Origin of the sequence: Xanthomonas boreopolis (genome assembly GCF_046529185.1) — a bacterium.
Taxonomy (GTDB): Bacteria; Pseudomonadota; Gammaproteobacteria; order Xanthomonadales; family Xanthomonadaceae; genus Pseudomonas_S; species Pseudomonas_S boreopolis.
Map to the genome: position 1 here is coordinate 1012693 of NZ_CP097162.1, position 16822 is coordinate 1029514.

Here is a 16822-nt window from a genome sequence, read left to right on the forward strand (position 1 = left end):
CAAAGCTGTCATCCACCTGTCGAGGAGGGCTCGGGACCGGGAGCCCGGGATCCGGCGAAGCGGCAAGCCCACTCCGGATCGGCGTTGTCGCGGGAGGGACTTCAGTCCCGACGGGCTTTGCCGGCCTGCTGTCGGGACTGGACGGCCTCGGCATGCCGAGGCCATTCCCACAAAGAAGCCCAAAAAACGGCAGGGAAAGCATCAAATCGCTTGACAGCCAAGGCCAGGCAAAGATGCTTTTCCCGAATCCCGAATCCCGAATCCCGAATCCCGAATCCCGAATCCCGAATCCCGAATCCCGAATCCCGAATCCCGAATCCCGAATCCCGAATCCCGAATCCCGAATCCCGAATCCCGAATCCCGAATCCCGAATCCCGAATCCCGAATCCCGAATCCCGAATCCCGCTTAAGATCCCTCCCGATGCGCATCCTGCTGGTAGAAGACAATCCCGACCTCGCCGACGCCATCGTGCGGCGTATGCGTCGCAGCGGGCATGCGGTGGACTGGCAGAACGACGGCATGGCCGCGGCCGGCGTGCTGCGCTACCAAAGTTTCGACCTGGTGGTGCTCGATATCGGGCTGCCGCGGATGGACGGGCTGCGGGTCCTGCAGGGCATGCGCGAACGCGGCGATACCACGCCGGTGCTGATGCTGACCGCGCGCGACGGCATCGAGGATCGCGTGCAGGCCCTGGACGTGGGCGCCGACGACTACCTCGGCAAGCCGTTCGATTTCCGCGAGTTCGAAGCCCGCTGCCGCGTGCTGCTGCGGCGCAACCGCGGCCAGGCCAGCGAAGTGGTGCAGATCGGCGGGTTCCAGTTCGACAACGCCGCGCACCGCGTGAGCCTCGATGGCGAGGTGCTGGACCTGCCCAACCGCGAGTACCGCCTGCTGGAGATCCTGATCGGCCGGCTTGGCCAGGTGGTCGGCAAGGACGAGATCGGCAACGGCCTGTTCGGTTTCGACGACGAGGCCGGTCCGAACGCGATCGAACTGTATGTCGCGCGGCTGCGCAAGAAGCTGGCCGGCGCGCCGCTGCACATCGTCACCGTGCGCGGCACCGGCTATCTGCTGGAGGCCATCGAGGCCGGGACGGACGATGGAACGGCCGGCTGACGGCGGTTCGATCCGTCGCACCCTGTGGCTGTACCTCGGGCTGCTGTCCGCGCTCGGGGCGGTGGTGCTGTTCTTCGGCGCGCGCGCGTACGGCGAGCGCGCCGCCAACCGTTCCTACGACCACCTGCTGGTGTCCTCGGCGCTGTCGATCCTCGACAGCGTCGCGCTGGCCGGCGGGCAGTGGCAGGTGGACCTGCCGTACGCCGCGCTGGACCTGCTGGCGATGGCGCCGGACGACCGCGTGTTCTATCGCGTCTACGACCTTCGCGGCGGCACGATCACCGGCTACGGCGACCTGCCGGCGCCTCCGCGCGCGCCGGTCGCCGGCGCCTCGCCGCAACTGTTCGACGCCGACTACAGCGGCGAGCGCGTGCGCTTCGTGGTGGTCGCGCGGCTGGTGTCCTCTGCGGCCGGGCAGGCGGAGGTGCGCGTGCAGGTCGGCCAGACCAGGCGCGCGCGCGACGCGCTGGCCCGCGCGGTGGTGGTCAACGCGTTGCTGGCGATCGCGGTGCTGACGGCGCTCTCGCTGGCCCTGGTCGGGCTCGGCGTGCATCGCGCGCTGCGGCCGCTGCGACGGATCGAGAGCGACCTGTCGCGCCGCGAACCATCCGATCTCAAGCCGCTCGCGGTGGCGCCGCCGCGCGAGATGGCGCACATGGTCGGCGCGCTGAACCGCTTCATGGAGCGCCTCGCCGGCAGCAACGAGACCCTGCGCGCGTTCATGGCCGAAGCCGCGCACCAGATGCGCACGCCGTTGGCGGCGTTGCGCGCGCAGGCGCAGCTGGCGCTGGACGAGGACGATCCGCGCGAACTGCGCCGCAGCCTGGAGGCGATCGAGCGCAACGCCAGCCACATGAGCCGCCTGCTCAACCAACTGCTCAGCGACGCCAGCGCCATCCACCGCTCGCAACTGCAGCGCTTCGAAACGGTGGACCTGGCCGAGCTCGTGCACCAGGCGCTGCACGAGGCGATCCCGCGCAGCGGCGGCGCGCCGCGGGTGCAATTGGCCATCGATCCGCAGCCGGCGCGCGTGCATGGCGATGCGCTGCTGTTGCGCGAGGCGTTGAAGAACCTGATCGACAACGCCTGCAAGTACGGTGGCGGCGCGCCCTTGCAGCTCGCGTTGACCAGCGACGAACGCGAGTGCGTGCTGGCCGTGGCCGACCATGGCCCCGGCATTCCCGCCGCGGAGGCCGAGCGCGTGTTCGAGCGCTTCGTGCGCGGCGAGCATGCCCCTTCCGGTGGTGCCGGCCTGGGCCTGGCGATCGTCAAGCGCATCGTCGAGAGCCATGGCGGCCGCATCGATCTTTCCAACCGCGTCGGCGGCGGCCTCGTCGCCACGCTGCGATTCCCGCGGGTGCACGCATGAGCCATGCAACGAGTACGCGCGAAGGGCGCAGGGTTCCCGTACTGGCGGGAGCGATGGTCCGGCCATCTCCGGGAAAGCCAGGATGGTATCGGTGGCCCTTGCTGCTGTTGCTGGCCTGCTGCCTGCAAGCGTTCGCCAACCCGGGCGACGTGAAGCGCTTTCCGGCGCAGGGGCCGGCAACCGCGCAGCTGCGCATCCAGGGATCGACCGACATCGAGGTGTTCGCCGCGGTGATCGCCGACTACCAGCGCCTGCATCCGGGCACCGAGGTGGTCTACGAGGACGTGATCGCCTGGGACATGTACGACCGCTACCTGCATCCGCAGGCCGGCGCGGCCGGCGCGGACCTGCTGATCAGCGCGAGCATGGACCTGCAGACCAAGCTGGTGAACGATGGCCACGCGCTCGAGCATCGCTCGCCGCAGACCGAGGCGCTGCCGCAGTGGGCGCGCTGGCGCAACGAGATCTTCGCGATCAGCTACGAGCCGGTGGCGATCGTCTACAACACCCGGCGCTTGCCTGCGGCGAAGGTGCCGCATACGCGCCGCGAGCTGCTGGCGCTGCTGCGCGACCCGGCCATGCCGCTGCGCGGGAAGGTCGGCACGTACGATGTCGAGCGCAGCGGCGTGGGCTACCTGTTCGCGACCCAGGACGCGCAGCTCGGCAGCATCGCCGGCGCCTTGCTGGCCGCGCTCGGCGACAACCAGGTGCACCTGGAGGAACGGACCGGCGTGCTGCTGGACAAGGTCGCGCAGGGCGAGCTGGTGCTGGCCTACAACGTGCTCGGCTCCTATGCGCAGGCGCGCATCGATGCCGGCGCCCCCTTGGCGATCGTGCAGCCGGAGGACTACACGCTGGTCGCCCTGCGCACCGCCGTGATTCCGCGCCGCGCGCCGCACGTGGCCGAGGCCCGCCGTTTCCTGGACTACCTGCTGTCGCCGCGCGGCCAGCAAGTGCTGGCGCGCGAGGCCCGGCTGGCGCCGATCGTGTCGGCACCGGCGCGCACCGCGCCGCCGTTCCGGCCCATCGCGCTCGGCCCCGGCCTGCTGGTGTACCTGGACGCGCTCAAGCGCCAGCAATTCCTTGATGCCTGGCGCAGCAGCGTCAGGCAGTCGGCGACCGCCGGCCCTTAAGAAAGCCGCTCTCTCCGGCGCGCCCGGCGTCCAGGCGTGTGCGCACCGATGGTTCGCAGGCAACACGCCTCGCCCCGGAGGGAGAAGGGAAAAGCTTCCCACCCCGCCCGAGGCACCGGGGCATGGGTTTTGCGCCCGGCCATGCGCGTGCCAGACTTGCGCGCATGTCCAGTCCCTGCCTCATCGTCGCCGACGACCACCCGCTGTTCCGCGCCGCGGTGATCCACGTGCTGCGCGGCAGCCTGCCGCAGGCCGCGGTAGTCGAGGCTTCCAGCGCCACCACGCTGGGCGCCGCGCTGCAGGCCCACCCCGAGGCCGAGCTGGTGCTGCTCGACCTGGCGATGCCGGGCGCGCGCGGCTTCTCGGCGCTGCTGCACGTGCGCGGTGAGCACCCGGACATCCCGGTGGTGGTGATTTCCTCGAACGACCACCCGCGGGTGATCCGGCGCGCGCAACAGTTCGGCGCGGCCGGCTTCATCCCCAAGTCGGCGCCGGCCGAGCAGATCGGCGAAGCGGTGGCGGCGGTACTGGACGGCGGCAACTGGTTCCCGCCGATGGCGGCGGAGCGTTCGGAGGCCGATGCGCAGCTGGCCGCGAAACTGGCGCAGCTGACGCCGCAGCAGTTCCGGGTGCTGTTGTGCCTGGCCGACGGCCTGCTCAACAAGCAAATCGCGCACGAACTGGGATTGGCGGAGAACACGGTGAAAGTGCACGTCACCGCGATCCTGAAGAAGCTGGACTGCTATAGCCGCACGCAGGCGGCGGTCCTGGTGAAGGGACTGGAGCCGGAAGGCGAGGGTGGCGATATTCGTGATTCGTGATTCGTGATTGGTGATTCGCAAAAGCGCAGGAGCGGCTTCAGCCGTGGTCAGGTTTTCCCTGGTAAGGCCCCGATCGCGGCTGAAGCCGCTCCTACGAATCACCAATCACGAATCACGAATCACAGCCTTCAAAAGCACCTGACTCATCAAGGCGCGCAGCGCGGCCGGGCGCACCGGTTTCGACAGGAATCCCCACCCGTTTCCGGCGGCCAGCGCGCGCAGGGCGTCGTCGCGCTCGGCAGTGACCAGGATCACCGGCGGCGTGCTGCCCCAGCGTTCGTGCAGGGCGCCGGCCACCTGCGGGCCCTCGAATGCGCCCATGCGCACGTCCAGCAGCAGCAATTGCGGCGCCTGGCCGGGGGAGGCAAGTTCCAGCGCTTCCTGCGGCCCGCCGGCGAAACCGACCCGGCAACCCCAGCGTTCCAGCAGGGCGCGGGTGGCTTCGCATACGCGCGGGTCGTCGTCCACGCACCAGACGCTGCAACCCTGCAGCGGCGAGTCGCCGTTGGCATCGACCAGCGCCGGCGCGGGCGCCTCGGCCCGCTGCACGGCGGCCGGGTCCCCCAGCGGCACGCTCACGGAGAACACGCTGCCGCGGCCCAGCCGCGAGCGCAGGCCGATGCGGTGGCCGAGCAGGCGGCCGATGCGTTCGACGATCGCCAGCCCGAGCCCGGCGCCGCGGTCGTCGGCGCGCGCATCGTCCAGGCGGCGGAACTCCTCGAAGATCTCGCGCTGCAGGCTGTCCGGGATGCCCGGGCCCTGGTCGTGCACCTCGATCCGCAGGTGGCCGGCCTCGCGGCGGCAGCCGAGCAGCAGGCGGCCGCGCGGGGTGTAGCGGATCGCGTTGGACAGGAAGTTCTGCAGGATGCGGCGCAGCAGGCCCTCGTCGCTGCGCACGACCGCGCGGGTCGGCACGCCTTCCAGCACCAGGCCATGGCTCTCGGCGATGATCCCGAACTCGCGCAGCAGGGCGTCCAGCAGCGGCTGCAGCGCGAAATCGCGCACCCGCGTCTGCAACTGGCCCGATTCCATCCGCGAGATGTCGAGCAGGCTGTTGAGGATCGCGTCCTGGGCGCTGAGCGCGTTCTCGATATGGTCGGCGACCTGGCGGCTGTCGTCGTCGCGCAGGCGCGCGCGCAGCGCGGAGACGAACATCCGCGCGGCGTTGAGCGGTTGCAGCAGGTCGTGCACGGCGGAGGCGACGAAGCGGGTCTTGTAGCGGTTCGCCGCCTCCGCCTCGCGCTTGGCCGCTTCCAGGTCGCGCGTGCGTTCCTCGATGCGGTGCTCGAGCGCATCGGCCAGCGAGCGCAGTTCGCGCGCGGCGTTCTTGTAGCTGGTGATGTCCGCGTAGCTGGTGACGAAGCCGCCGTCCGGCAACGGATTGCCGCGGATCTCCAGCACCGTGCCGTCGTCCTTCTCGCTCTCGCGCATGTGCGGCTTGCCGCTGCGCAGGTGGTTGAGGCGGCGCTGGATCGCCTCCTCGATCGGCCCCGGGCCGAGCAGGCCGCGGCGCGCGTTGTAGCGGAACAGGTCCTCGATCGGCCGGCCCACCTTCACCAGCTCCGGCGGGAAGCGGAACAGGTCGACGTAGCGCGAGTTCCATGCGACCAGGTTGAGGTCGGCGTCGATGATCACCACGCCCTGCGGCAGGTGTTCCAGGCTGCGGCTCAGCCCGGTGTCGGCCTGCTGCGCGGCCTGCACGATGCCGTCCTGCGCCGTGCGCAGCTCGCGCGCGTGCTGTTGCAGCACCACTTCCAGCTCCTGCCGGCTGCGCTGGCGCAGGGCGGCCAGCCGGCGCCGTTGCTGGACGTACAGCACCAGCAGCGACAGCGCGAGCCACAGCCCGGCCGCGGTGAGCGCGGCGCCGCGGCCGGCCGCGCTGCTGGCGCGGGTGTCGTGCAGCAGGTGCAGGCGCCAATGGCTTTCCGGCAGCTCCAGGGTCTGCCAGAGGATGCGGCCGGGCAGCTCCGGCTGGTCCACGCGCGCGAGCACGCCGCCGTCGGCGGTCCGTTCCAGCCGCCGGTAGCGCAGCGGCAGCAGCAGCTGGTCCAGGTACTGGCGGGTCTGATCCAGCTCGCGGCGGTCCTGCTCGCTCAGCGGCGCCAGCACCCGGTAGCGCCATTCGTTGCGGCTGGCGAGGAACACCACGCCGTGCGCGTCCGAGGCCAGCACCACGTCCTGCGTCTGCAGCCATTCGCGTTCCAGGGCCGCGAGCGCGATCTTGATCGCCACGATGCCGCGCACCGTCCCGTGCTCGTCCACGATCGCCTGCGACAGGAAGTAGCCGGGCTCGTTGGTGGTCATGCCGATCCCGTAGAAGCTGCCGCTGCCTTGCGCCAGGGCCTGCTGCACGTACGGGCGGAAGCTGTAGTCCCAGCCGACGTTGCTGCGCGGCTCGCGCCAGTTGCTGGCCGCCAGGGCGATGCCGCGGCGGTCGATCAAGGTCAGCGTGGACGACTGGGTGACGGCGTTGGCGCGTTCCAGCTTGAGGTTGAGCCGCTCCACGTCGTCCGCTTCCAGCGGACGCGATACCGCCTCGCGCAGCTCCGGGTCCATCGCCAGGATCTGCGGCAAGGTGCGGTAGCGATCGATGCGCTGCTGCAAGGCCTGTGCGTACAGGTCGAGCTGCCGGCGCACGGTGGCGCTTTCCTCCTGCAGCGCGCGCCGTTCCACCAGCACGTCGGCGCTGACCGCGGCCAGGACCATGCCGCCGACGACCACCAGCAGGGTCAGCAGCAGGCGTTGGCGTTGGTGGGGGGAGTACATGCGGGGATTATCGGCGACTTCCCTCCCGCGTTGGAGGAGAAGGCGTGTCGCTTGCGAGCTGTCGGCTCGCGTGCGCGTGGCCTGGCGCGAAGCGCCGGGCGAGGGCACGGGCGAAGCCGCGCCGCAGGGAAGGAAGACGCGTCGCCACGCGCCAGCCAAGGCGAACCATCGCACGGCGCACCTTCGGATCATTTGCCATATCGGCGCGCGGCGACGCGTTCAGCGATTCGTCGCCGCGGGATCCGGAGGCACGGCTTCGCCCCGTACCCTCAGCCCAGCCCCCGCTTCGCGCCCCGCCCGGCACAGTGCGCCGGGCGTTCCAGGGCACGCGCGCCATGGCGCGCGTGCCGTGCCCTATCGCCCATTGGGGAGAGGGGCTTCAAGCCAGGATCAGAACATCACCTGCGCGCGCAGTTCGACGATGTCCGGCTTGGTCTCGACGCCGGCGCGCTTCACGTCGGCCTTGACGTAGTTGGCCTGGAACTTGAAATGGCTGGTCAGGTACCAGTTGGCGCCCAGCGTCCAGGCGTTCTGGCGGCCGCCCTGGATGCCGGCGTCGTTGAGGTCCAGCGTGCTGTAGCGGGCCAGCAGTTCGACCGCGCCGTAATCGTGCTCGGGCTTGACGTTGGCGACCGCGCCGCCGGCGTACGGCCGCGACTCGCCGGTCACGATCCAGCTGCCGTACACGTAGCCGCCGTTGGCGGTGTAGTCGGGCAGGCCGTTCTCGCGGGTGACCTTCATCTGCAGGGCTTCGCTCTGGACCGAGAACGGGCCGTGGATCCAGATCTGCTCCAGGCCCACGCGCTGGATCTGGTCGACGAAGCGCAGCGTGCCCGAGTCGACCAGGCGCACGTCGGTCAGGCCGGCTTCCGGGCGGGCGCGCACGCGCGCGCTGGGCGGGAAGCTGACGTCCAGGCCGTTGTGGTAGCCGCGCGGGTTCTCGACCGAGGCGGCAATGCCCAGGTGCAGCACGTCGCCCGGGGCCTTGAACGGGGTCCAGACCGCGCGCACCGCCTGGGTGGTGCCGGGGTTGTCGCCCTGCAGGTCCTTGCCGCCGTAGGCGCCGACCTGCAGCAGGTACTGCGGGCGCTCCAGCACCCATTCCACGCCGGTGCGGCGACCCTCGTAGATCGCCTGCGTCGGCAGGCCCACCTCCATGAAGCTGGTCGCGCGCGAACTGGTCACCGCATCCAGACCGACCGGGGTCTTCATGTAGCCCAAGCGGACGCGGCCGTAGTCCTTGCCCAGCAGCGCCTTGGTCTCGAAGCGGAAGAACACGTCGAGCCAGGTCTTGGCCTCGAAGTCGAAGTAGACCATCGCGTCGTAGACGCCCTTCTTCTTCAGGGTCGCGCCGAACTCGCGGCGGCGCATGCCGTCGTCGTCCTCCAGGCGGCTGTTCCCGGAGAAATCGTTGTAGTCGTAGGCGAAGTTCAGCGTGCCGGCCAGCTCCGTGCCATCGCTGAAGGTGTACTTGGTCGGCCAGTTCTCGAGGTCCGCGGCGCTGGCGGCGGCGGGGGCAACGGCCAGGCACAGGGCGGTGAAGAGCGTAGTCGGGCGCATGGAAATTCTCGTATGGGCGGTCGGTTAGGGGCCGTGGGGGCCTGCCGTGGGCGGGCATCCGTCGCCGTCGTGCGGCGGAATGTCCGGGCCCGCCGCTCCGGCAAGGACTGGGAGCCTACGCGACCGCGGCGGGGGATGGCGGCCGGCTAGTACCAATAGGTTATCCGCACCGGCGCGAGGCTCGGATAAAAAGTGCGCCTCAGCCGCGTCCGCCGGACACGGCCGTGTCACAGCCGGAGCCCTCGCCATGCATGTCAGCACGCCCGTCCATACGCCCCCGGCCCACGTGCCCTTCTACCGCCAGCTGTACTTCCAGGTGATCGTCGCGATCGTACTGGGCGCGGTGCTGGGCCACTTCGAGCCGGCCTTCGCCGAGAAGCTCAAGCCGCTGGGCGACGCGTTCATCAAGCTGGTCAAGATGATCATCGCCCCGGTGATCTTCCTCACCATCGTCACCGGCATCGCCGGCATGACCCACCTGCGGACGGTGGGGCGCGTGTTCGCCAAGGCGATGATCTACTTCCTGTTCTTCTCCACGCTGGCGCTGGTCGTGGGCATGATCGTGGCGCACGTGGTGCAGCCCGGCGCCGGCATGAACATCAATGCGGCCGACCTAGACCAGAGCGCCGTGCACAGCTACGTGGAGAAGTCTCACGAACTGACCCTGGTCGGCTTCGTGATGGACATCATCCCGAAGACGCTGGTCAGCCCCTTCGTCGGCGACAACATCCTGCAGGTGCTGTTCGTGGCGGTGCTGTTCGGCGTGGCGCTGGCGCTGGTGGGCGAGCGCGGGCGACCGGTGCTGTCGTTCCTGGAGGCGCTGACCGCCCCGGTGTTCCGTTTGGTCCACATCCTGATGAAGGCCGCCCCGATCGGCGCGTTCGGCGCGATCGCCTTCACCATCGGCAAGTACGGCGTGGAGTCGCTGGTCAACCTGGCCTGGCTGGTGGGCTCGTTCTACGTGACCTCGCTGCTGTTCGTGCTGGTGATCCTGGGCGCGGTCTGCCGGATGAGCGGCTTCTCGGTGGTCAAGCTGATCCGCTACCTGAAGGCGGAACTGCTGCTGGTGCTGGGCACCTCCTCGTCCGAGTCGGCGCTGCCGTCGCTGATGGAGAAGATGGAGAAGGCCGGCTGCGGCAAGTCGGTGGTGGGCCTGGTGGTCCCGACCGGCTACTCGTTCAACCTGGACGGCACCAACATCTACATGACCCTGGCCGCGCTGTTCATCGCCCAGGCCACCAACACCGAACTGACCCTGGGGCACCAGATCGCGCTGCTGCTGGTGGCGATGCTCAGCTCCAAGGGCGCGGCCGGCGTGACCGGCGCCGGCTTCATCACCCTGGCCGCCACCCTGGCGGTGGTGCCGGAAGTGCCGGTGGCCGGCATGGCGCTGATCCTGGGCGTGGACCGCTTCATGAGCGAGTGCCGCTCGCTGACCAACTTCATCGGCAATGCCGTGGCCACCGTGGTGGTGTCGCGCTGGGAGGGCGCGCTGGACCGCGACCGCCTGCGCAGCGTGCTCGACGGCGAAGTGCCGCCGCCCGCGCTGGACGCCGAGCCCGTCGTCGCGCGCTGATCCCGTCCGTTCCCACCGAACCCGCGCCATTCCGATGGCGCGGGTTTTTTCTCTGGCGCGAGGCCGCGGGCGCTCGCACGCCGCCCGCAGGGGCCCGGCGGACGGGCACGCGACAGCCGAGCGACAGGTCCATCCGGCGGGGTGGGGGTAGAATCCCCGTTCCCGCGCCCATTCAGCGATCCATCTCCCGATGTCCAACGACGAATTCAAACAGGCCGCCCTCGACTACCACCGCCAGGCGCCCGCCGGCAAGATCAAGGTCACCGCGACCAAGCCGATGCTCACCCAGCGCGACCTGTCGCTGGCGTACTCGCCCGGCGTGGCGTTCGCCTGCCAGGCCATCGTCGAGGACCCGCAGCAGGCCAGCGAACTGACCGCGCGCGGCAACCTGGTGGCGGTGATCTCCAACGGCACCGCGGTGCTGGGCCTGGGCAACATCGGTCCGCTCGCCGGCAAGCCGGTGATGGAGGGCAAGGGCGTGCTGTTCCAGAAGTTCGCCGGCATCGACGTGTTCGACATCGAGATCGACGAGCAGGACCCGGACAAGCTGGTCGACATCATCGCCAGCCTGGAGCCGACCTTCGGCGGCATCAACCTGGAAGACATCAAGGCGCCGGAGTGCTTCATCGTCGAGCGCAAGCTGCGCGAACGCATGAACATCCCGGTGTTCCACGACGACCAGCACGGCACCGCGATCATCGTCGGCGCGGCCGTGCTCAACGCGATGGAAGTGACAGGCAAGAAGATCGAGGAGGTCAAGCTGGCCACCACCGGCATGGGCGCGGCCGGCATCTCCTGCGTCAACATGCTGGTGGCGCTGGGCCTGAAGCCCGAGAACATCCTCGCCTACGACCGCGACGGCGTGATCCACACCGGCCGTACCGACCTGGACCCGGAAAAGGCCCGCTACGCGCGCGAGACCGACAAGCGCACGCTGGCCGAGATCGTCGAGGGCGCCGACATCTTCCTCGGCCTGTCCGCGGCCGGCATCCTGACGCCCGAGATGGTCGCCACGATGGCGCCCAACCCGGTGATCTTCGCGCTGGCCAACCCGACCCCGGAGATCATGCCGGAAGCGGCCAAGGCCGTGCGCCCGGACGCGATCATCGGCACCGGCCGTTCGGACTACCCGAACCAGGTCAACAACGTCCTGTGCTTCCCCTACCTGTTCCGCGGCGCGCTCGACGTGGGCGCGACCACGATCAACGAGGAGATGAAGATCGCCTGCGTGAAGGCGATCGCCGCGCTGGCCCGGCGCGAGGCCTCCGACCTGGGCACCGCCTACGGCGGCGAGACCCCGAGCTTCGGCCCGGATTATCTTATCCCGCGCCCGCTCGACCCGCGCCTGCTGGTCGAGCTGTCCTCGGCGGTGGCGCAGGCCGCCATGGACTCCGGCGTGGCCTCGCGCCCGATCGCCGACATGGCGGCCTATCGCGACCGCCTCAGCCAGTTCGTCTACCGCACCAGCCTGATGATGAAGCCGGTCTACGACCGCGCCCGCGCCGACAAGCAGCGCGTGGTCTACGCCGAGGGCGAGGAGGAGGTGATCCTGCGCGCGGTGCAGAACGTGCTGGACGAGGACCTGGCGTACCCGATCCTGATCGGCCGCCCCGACGTGATCGAGGCGCGCATCAAGCGCATGGGCCTGCGCATGAAGCCCGGCATCGATTTCGAGATCACCAACATCCACGACGACCCGCGCTTCAACGACTACTGGCAGTACTACCACGCGCTGACCGAGCGCCGCGGCGTCACCGTCAGCGCCGCCAAGGAACTGATGCGCTCGCGCCCGACCCTGATCGCCGCGGTGATGGTCGCGCGCGGCGAGGCCGACGCGATGCTGTCCGGCGTGGTCGGCCGCTTCCACAAGAAGCTCGGCTACGCGCGCAGCGTGATCCCGCTGGAACCGCGCGTCAGCTCGACCTCGGCGATGACCGGCGTGATCAACCAGCAGGGCGCGTTCTTCTTCGTCGACACCCACGTGCACGAGGACCCGAGCGCCGAGCAGATCGCCGAGGCCACGCTGCAGGCGGCCTACCGGCTCAAGCTGTTCGGCATCGAACCGGCGATCGCGCTGCTGTCGCACAGCAACTTCGGCAGCCACGACTCGCGCGACGCGCTGAAGATGCGCCAGGTGCGCGAACTGCTGCTCAAGCGCAACCCCAAGCTCAACATCGACGGCGAGATGCAGGGCGACACCGCCTGGGACGAGGCGCTGCGCAAGCAGATCATGCCCAACAGCACCCTCAAGGGCCGCGCCAACCTGTTCGTGCTGCCGAACCTCGAGGCGGCCAACATCGCCTACAACCTCGTGCGCGTGTTCACCGACGGCGTGGCGATCGGCCCGATCCTGATGGGCATCTCCAAGCCGGTGCACATCCTTACCACCAGCGCCACCTCGCGCCGCGTGATGAACATGACCGCCATCGCCGCGGTGGACGCGCAGATCCGCAAGCAGCTGGAAGGCGAGAAGGTCGGCTGATGGACCGGGAAGCGGCGGTGAGCCGCCGCTTCCTCCCATGGGTTTGAGGCACTGCTAGAATTACCCGACCCCGATCCCCGCAGTACATACCGCCATGAGCCAGACCGCCACCGCGCCCGCCAATGCCGAGAAGCGCTACACCGTGCATCGCAGCGACCTGCCGCTGAGCTGCCCGACCCCGGAAATGGCGCTGTGGAACTCGCATCCGCGCGTGTACCTGCCGATCGAGGACGAGCCGAACCGCGAGGCCAAGTGCCCGTATTGCGGCGCCGTGTTCACCCTCGCGGACTGAATCCCGCCCGATGCACCGCCTGACCGTGGTGCAGTTGCTGCCGGCCCTGCAGTCCGGCGGCGTCGAGCGTTCGACCCTGGAAATCGCCGCGGCGCTGGCCCGCGCCGGGCATCGCGCCGTGGTGGTCTCCGCCGGCGGCCGGCTGGTGCCGGCCTTGCTGGCGGCCGGCGCGGAGCACGTCGCCCTCGACATCGGCCGCAAGTCGCTGCTGACCTTGCGCCACGTCGCCACGCTGCGCCGGCTGTTCGCCGAGCTGGGGGCCGACATCGTGCACGCGCGCTCGCGCCTGCCGGCCTGGATCGGCTGGCATGCGCTGCGGGGAATGCCGGCGGCGCGGCGGCCGCGCTTCGTCACCACCGTGCACGGGCTGAATTCGCCCGGCCGCTACAGTGCGGTGATGACCTACGGCGAGCGGGTGATCTGCGTATCGCAGACCGTGCACGACTATGTGCTGCGGCATTACCCGCGCACCGATCCCGGCACGTTGCGCACGATTCCGCGCGGCATCGACATCGCGCAGTTCCCGCGCCGGCCGCAGCCCGACCCGCGCGCCCGCGCCTGGGTGCGCGAGCAGGTGCCGGCGCTGGCGGCCGATGAGCGGCTGTTGCTGTTGCCCGGCCGCGGTACCCGGCTGAAGGGGCACGCCGATGGCCTGCGCCTGCTGGCGACGCTGCGGGCGCAAGGCATGCCGGTGCGCCTGTGGCTGCCGGGTGCGGTCGAACCGGGCCGGGAGGCCTATCTGCGCGAGCTGCAGGCCGAGGCCGGGCGGCTCGGGGTGGCTTCGGCGGCCACGTTCAGCGAGCCGACCGCCCGCATCGCCGAGGCCTACGCCGGCAGCGACCTGGTATTGCAGCTCTCGCGCAAGCCCGAGGCGTTCGGGCGAACCGTGCTCGAGGCGCTTGCGGTCGGACGCCCGGTGCTGGGATGGGCGCATGGCGGCGTCGGCGAGCTGCTGGAAGGGCTGCAGCCGGAGGGCGGCGTGGCGCCGTTCGACGAAGCGGCGCTGGCGGCGCGGGCGGCCGCGCTGTTGCGGCAGCCGCCGCGCCCGCCGCAGCATATCCCCTATACGCTGCAGGCCATGCAATCGGCCACCTTGAAGGTCTATGACGAACTCCGCCGTTGAACCCGGCGCCGTCGGCGCGCCGACGCGCGAGCCGGGGCACTGGACGCCGGCCTGGATCATCGCGTTCGTGGCCTTGTGGCCGCTGCCCGGCATCGCCGAATCGGTGCTGTCGCTGGGAGCGCTGTTCGCGGCGGTAAGGCTGTTGCAGACGCGCTTCCGGGGCGGTACCCGGTTGCTGAGCGGGGCGGCGTGGGCGCTGACCTCGGTGCTGTTCTTCGCCTACTGGCTGCCCGAGCTGCTGTCGGCGTTCGATGCGGTCGACGTCGGCCTGGCGCTGCGCAAGACCGCCACCGACCTGCGCTACCTGCCTTTCATGTGGTTGTGCGCCATCGCAGTGGCCACGTCGCGCCGCCGCCGGGTCACCTTCGGCGGACTGGCGGCGATCGGCATGGTCTGGACGATCGATGCCCTGGCCCAGGTCGCGCTCGGCAGCAGTCCGCTGTTCTGGTCGCTGGACCAACTGAAGCAGATGGTCAGTGGCCATGGTTTCTGCACGCCGGAGGAAATCGCCGTCGCCGACCGGCTCAGCGGCGTGCTCGGGCCATGCAACCTGAAGTTCGGGCAGACCCTCGCCAGCCTGTCGCCGTTCCTGCTGTTCGCGGCGGGCGGGCGTTCGCGCGCGGCGTGGCTGCTGGCCGCCGCCGCGGTGGCCGCGGTGCTGGTGCTGGCCGGTTCGCGCGCTTCGTGGATCACCTTCGCGGTGATCGGGGTGCTCTCGGGCTGGAAGCTGCTCGGGCCGCGCCGGTTGCTGGCGGTGGCGATGGCGGGCGTGGCGCTCGCGGCAGTGCTGGTCTACGTGTCGCCGCAGGCGCGCGAGCGCGTCCATCGCACCACGTTGGCTTTCACCGGCGAAGGGACGGGCGTGAACGAGGCGCTTTCCGGGCGCAGCGACATCTGGAGCGCGGCGTGGTGCATGGTGCGCGAGCACCCGCTCAACGGCATCGGCGCACGCGGTTTCCGCGAGGCCTATCCGGCCTGCGATCCGCACCCCGGGCAGGCGCCGGCGTGGGGCGAAGGCCCGGCCTTCCATGCCCACCAGATCGTGCTGGAAATCCTCGCCGAAACCGGCGTGGTCGGCCTGCTGCTGTGGCTGGCCGGTGCGGCGCAGGCCTGGCGCGCATGGCGGTACTCGTCGCCGGAAGCGCGCGATGCGGCGCGTCCGGCGATGGTGGCGCTGGTCGCGACGGTGTTCCCGTTCAATACGCACCTGGCGTTCTATTCCAGCTTCTGGGGCGGACTCGCGCTGATGCTGGCCGGCCTGTATGCCGGTGCGCTGCTCAATGCCGGCGACGGGAAATAGATGGCGCTCGATGGATGGCGCTTCGCCGTCCCCCGTGCGCTCTCAATCGTAGAAGGAGCCGCGGCCGCCCGGTTGGCGCTTGAAGCGGCGATGGATCCACAGGTACTGGTCCGGCGCCTGCCGCACCATGTCCTCGATCACCTCGTTCACGCGCGCGGTGTCGGCGACCACGTCGTCGGTCGGGAAATCCTGCAGCGGCGCGCCGATCTTCAGCCGGTAGCCTCCGCCTTCGCGCCGGTGGTAGTACGGCACCACCGCGCATCCGGTAAGCCGTGCGAACTGGTGGGTCGCGGTGATCGTGGCCGCCGGATGGCCGAAGAACGGCACGAACACGGTGTCCTTGCCGCGCATGTCCTGGTCGGGCGCGTACCACAGGAATCCGCCGCGCTTGAGATGGCGCACCGTCGCGCGGATGTCGCCGTTGCCGAACATGTGCGTGGCGTAGCGCAGGCGGCCGCGCTTGACCGCCCATTCGGTCACCGGGTTCTTGTACGGGCGGTACATACCGGCCAGCGGGACGTAGTCGCACAGCAGCCGCCCGCACATCTCCAGCGTCATGAAGTGGCCGGACACCAGCAGCACGCCGCGGCCTTCCTCCTGCAACCTGCGCAGGTGTTCCAGCCCCTCGACCTGCACCTGCGGGCGGATCGCGTCGATGCTGCCCCACCAGGCGCGCGCGAACTCGAGGATGCCGACGCCGAACGCATCGAAGCTGTCGCGCAGCAGGCGCTGGCGCCAGGCCGGGTCCTGGTCGGGAAAGCACAACTCGAGGTTCGCCTGCGCTGCCCTGCGCCGGCTGCCCATCAAGCGATAGGCGATCCAGCCCACGCCGCGCCCGATCGCCCGCTGCAGCGTCCACGGCAGGCGGGCCGCGGCAGCGGCAAGGGCCAGCCCAAGGAACGTGGGCCAGTGGGCCGGCTTGAGCAGGGAGGGGCGGATGGCGACATCGGGCGCTTCGGACATGCGGGAATTCTACTGGACCCGGGGCTCGGGACCGGGACTAGGGCTAGGGGAAGCCTGCCCGGGATCGAGCGCCGTTGCAGCCGGGCTTCAGCCCCGACCCGGTCTTGCCGGGAGCCGGGGCTCGGATCTGAGGACTCGGGACTGGGAAGCACGACAAGCCAGCTTCGGGTCGGGTGTTGTTGCGGGAGGGACTTCAGTCCCGACAGGGCTTCACCGGCCCTCCCTCGGGAAAGTCCCTCCTAACAAAAAGCTGCAAGAAAGCACCGGATCGCCTGGCAGCCGAACCCAGGCAAAGATGCTCTGCCCCGAGTCCCGAGCC

12 protein-coding genes are annotated in these 16822 nt (G+C 70.0%); 9 read left to right on the forward strand and 3 right to left on the reverse strand.

Features of this window, described 5'->3' with window-relative positions; translation table 11 throughout:
* Positions 1–422: 422 nt before the first annotated feature.
* The 4 genes from M3M27_RS04560 to M3M27_RS04575 all read left to right on the forward strand — a co-directional run bounded on the left by M3M27_RS04560 (position 423) and on the right by M3M27_RS04575 (position 4441).
* Positions 423–1118 (forward strand): response regulator, encoded by a 696-nt coding sequence (locus M3M27_RS04560; protein WP_434027301.1) that lies wholly within the window; start codon positions 423–425, stop codon positions 1116–1118.
* Positions 1102–2487 carry a sensor histidine kinase N-terminal domain-containing protein gene (locus M3M27_RS04565; protein WP_434027302.1) on the forward strand — a complete coding sequence of 462 codons (1386 nt, stop codon included), beginning with the start codon at positions 1102–1104 and terminating at the stop codon, positions 2485–2487. Before M3M27_RS04560 ends, M3M27_RS04565 begins: the two co-directional genes overlap by 17 nt.
* Before the next feature lie 53 nt (positions 2488–2540).
* Positions 2541–3620 (forward strand): ABC transporter substrate-binding protein, encoded by a 1080-nt coding sequence (locus M3M27_RS04570; protein ID WP_140719975.1) that lies wholly within the window; start codon positions 2541–2543, stop codon positions 3618–3620.
* 164 nt (positions 3621–3784) lie between these two features.
* Positions 3785–4441, forward strand: a complete 657-nt coding sequence (locus tag M3M27_RS04575; RefSeq protein WP_140719652.1) for a LuxR C-terminal-related transcriptional regulator — start codon at positions 3785–3787, stop codon at positions 4439–4441.
* A 105-nt stretch (positions 4442–4546) separates the two neighbouring features.
* Here the strand turns inward: M3M27_RS04575 and M3M27_RS04580 are convergent, their stop codons facing one another.
* Positions 4547–7207, reverse strand: a complete 2661-nt coding sequence (locus M3M27_RS04580; protein WP_434027303.1) for a hybrid sensor histidine kinase/response regulator — start codon at positions 7205–7207, stop codon at positions 4547–4549.
* Between the two features lie 390 nt (positions 7208–7597).
* Positions 7598–8767 (reverse strand): OprO/OprP family phosphate-selective porin, encoded by a 1170-nt coding sequence (locus M3M27_RS04585; RefSeq protein ID WP_434027304.1) that lies wholly within the window; start codon positions 8765–8767, stop codon positions 7598–7600.
* A 247-nt stretch (positions 8768–9014) separates the two neighbouring features.
* Between M3M27_RS04585 and M3M27_RS04590 the strand changes: the two genes are divergently transcribed.
* The 5 genes from M3M27_RS04590 to M3M27_RS04610 all read left to right on the forward strand — a co-directional run bounded on the left by M3M27_RS04590 (position 9015) and on the right by M3M27_RS04610 (position 15540).
* A complete protein-coding gene (locus tag M3M27_RS04590; RefSeq protein WP_140719646.1) occupies positions 9015–10343 on the forward strand; it encodes a dicarboxylate/amino acid:cation symporter in 1329 nt (442 codons plus the stop codon).
* Positions 10344–10533: 190 nt separating this feature from the next.
* Entirely contained in the window at positions 10534–12825 is a 2292-nt protein-coding gene (locus M3M27_RS04595) for an NADP-dependent malic enzyme (RefSeq protein WP_140719644.1), read from the forward strand.
* Positions 12826–12919: 94 nt separating this feature from the next.
* Complete coding sequence (locus tag M3M27_RS04600) at positions 12920–13117, forward strand: zinc-finger domain-containing protein (RefSeq protein WP_140719634.1); 198 nt, start codon at positions 12920–12922, stop codon at positions 13115–13117.
* Between the two features lie 10 nt (positions 13118–13127).
* Positions 13128–14240 (forward strand): glycosyltransferase, encoded by a 1113-nt coding sequence (locus M3M27_RS04605; protein ID WP_434027305.1) that lies wholly within the window; start codon positions 13128–13130, stop codon positions 14238–14240.
* Positions 14221–15540, forward strand: coding sequence for an O-antigen ligase family protein (locus M3M27_RS04610; RefSeq protein WP_434027306.1), 1320 nt, complete (start codon positions 14221–14223; stop codon positions 15538–15540). The genes M3M27_RS04605 and M3M27_RS04610 overlap by 20 nt, the downstream gene beginning before the upstream one ends.
* 42 nt (positions 15541–15582) lie before the next feature.
* Here M3M27_RS04610 and M3M27_RS04615 read toward each other — a convergent pair whose 3' ends face one another.
* Positions 15583–16503, reverse strand: coding sequence for an LpxL/LpxP family Kdo(2)-lipid IV(A) lauroyl/palmitoleoyl acyltransferase (locus M3M27_RS04615; protein ID WP_434027308.1), 921 nt, complete (start codon positions 16501–16503; stop codon positions 15583–15585).
* Positions 16504–16822 lie beyond the last annotated feature (319 nt).

Coding starts and splice junctions, on each gene's coding strand:
- M3M27_RS04560 (WP_434027301.1), top strand. CDS start 423: ATGCGCATCCTGCTGGTAGAAGACAATCCCGACCTCGCCGACGCCATC.
- M3M27_RS04565 (WP_434027302.1), top strand. CDS start 1,102: ATGGAACGGCCGGCTGACGGCGGTTCGATCCGTCGCACCCTGTGGCTG.
- M3M27_RS04570 (WP_140719975.1), top strand. CDS start 2,541: ATGGTCCGGCCATCTCCGGGAAAGCCAGGATGGTATCGGTGGCCCTTG.
- M3M27_RS04575 (WP_140719652.1), top strand. CDS start 3,785: ATGTCCAGTCCCTGCCTCATCGTCGCCGACGACCACCCGCTGTTCCGC.
- M3M27_RS04580 (WP_434027303.1), bottom strand. CDS start 7,207: ATGTACTCCCCCCACCAACGCCAACGCCTGCTGCTGACCCTGCTGGTG.
- M3M27_RS04585 (WP_434027304.1), bottom strand. CDS start 8,767: ATGCGCCCGACTACGCTCTTCACCGCCCTGTGCCTGGCCGTTGCCCCC.
- M3M27_RS04590 (WP_140719646.1), top strand. CDS start 9,015: ATGCATGTCAGCACGCCCGTCCATACGCCCCCGGCCCACGTGCCCTTC.
- M3M27_RS04595 (WP_140719644.1), top strand. CDS start 10,534: ATGTCCAACGACGAATTCAAACAGGCCGCCCTCGACTACCACCGCCAG.
- M3M27_RS04600 (WP_140719634.1), top strand. CDS start 12,920: ATGAGCCAGACCGCCACCGCGCCCGCCAATGCCGAGAAGCGCTACACC.
- M3M27_RS04605 (WP_434027305.1), top strand. CDS start 13,128: ATGCACCGCCTGACCGTGGTGCAGTTGCTGCCGGCCCTGCAGTCCGGC.
- M3M27_RS04610 (WP_434027306.1), top strand. CDS start 14,221: ATGACGAACTCCGCCGTTGAACCCGGCGCCGTCGGCGCGCCGACGCGC.
- M3M27_RS04615 (WP_434027308.1), bottom strand. CDS start 16,503: ATGTCCGAAGCGCCCGATGTCGCCATCCGCCCCTCCCTGCTCAAGCCG.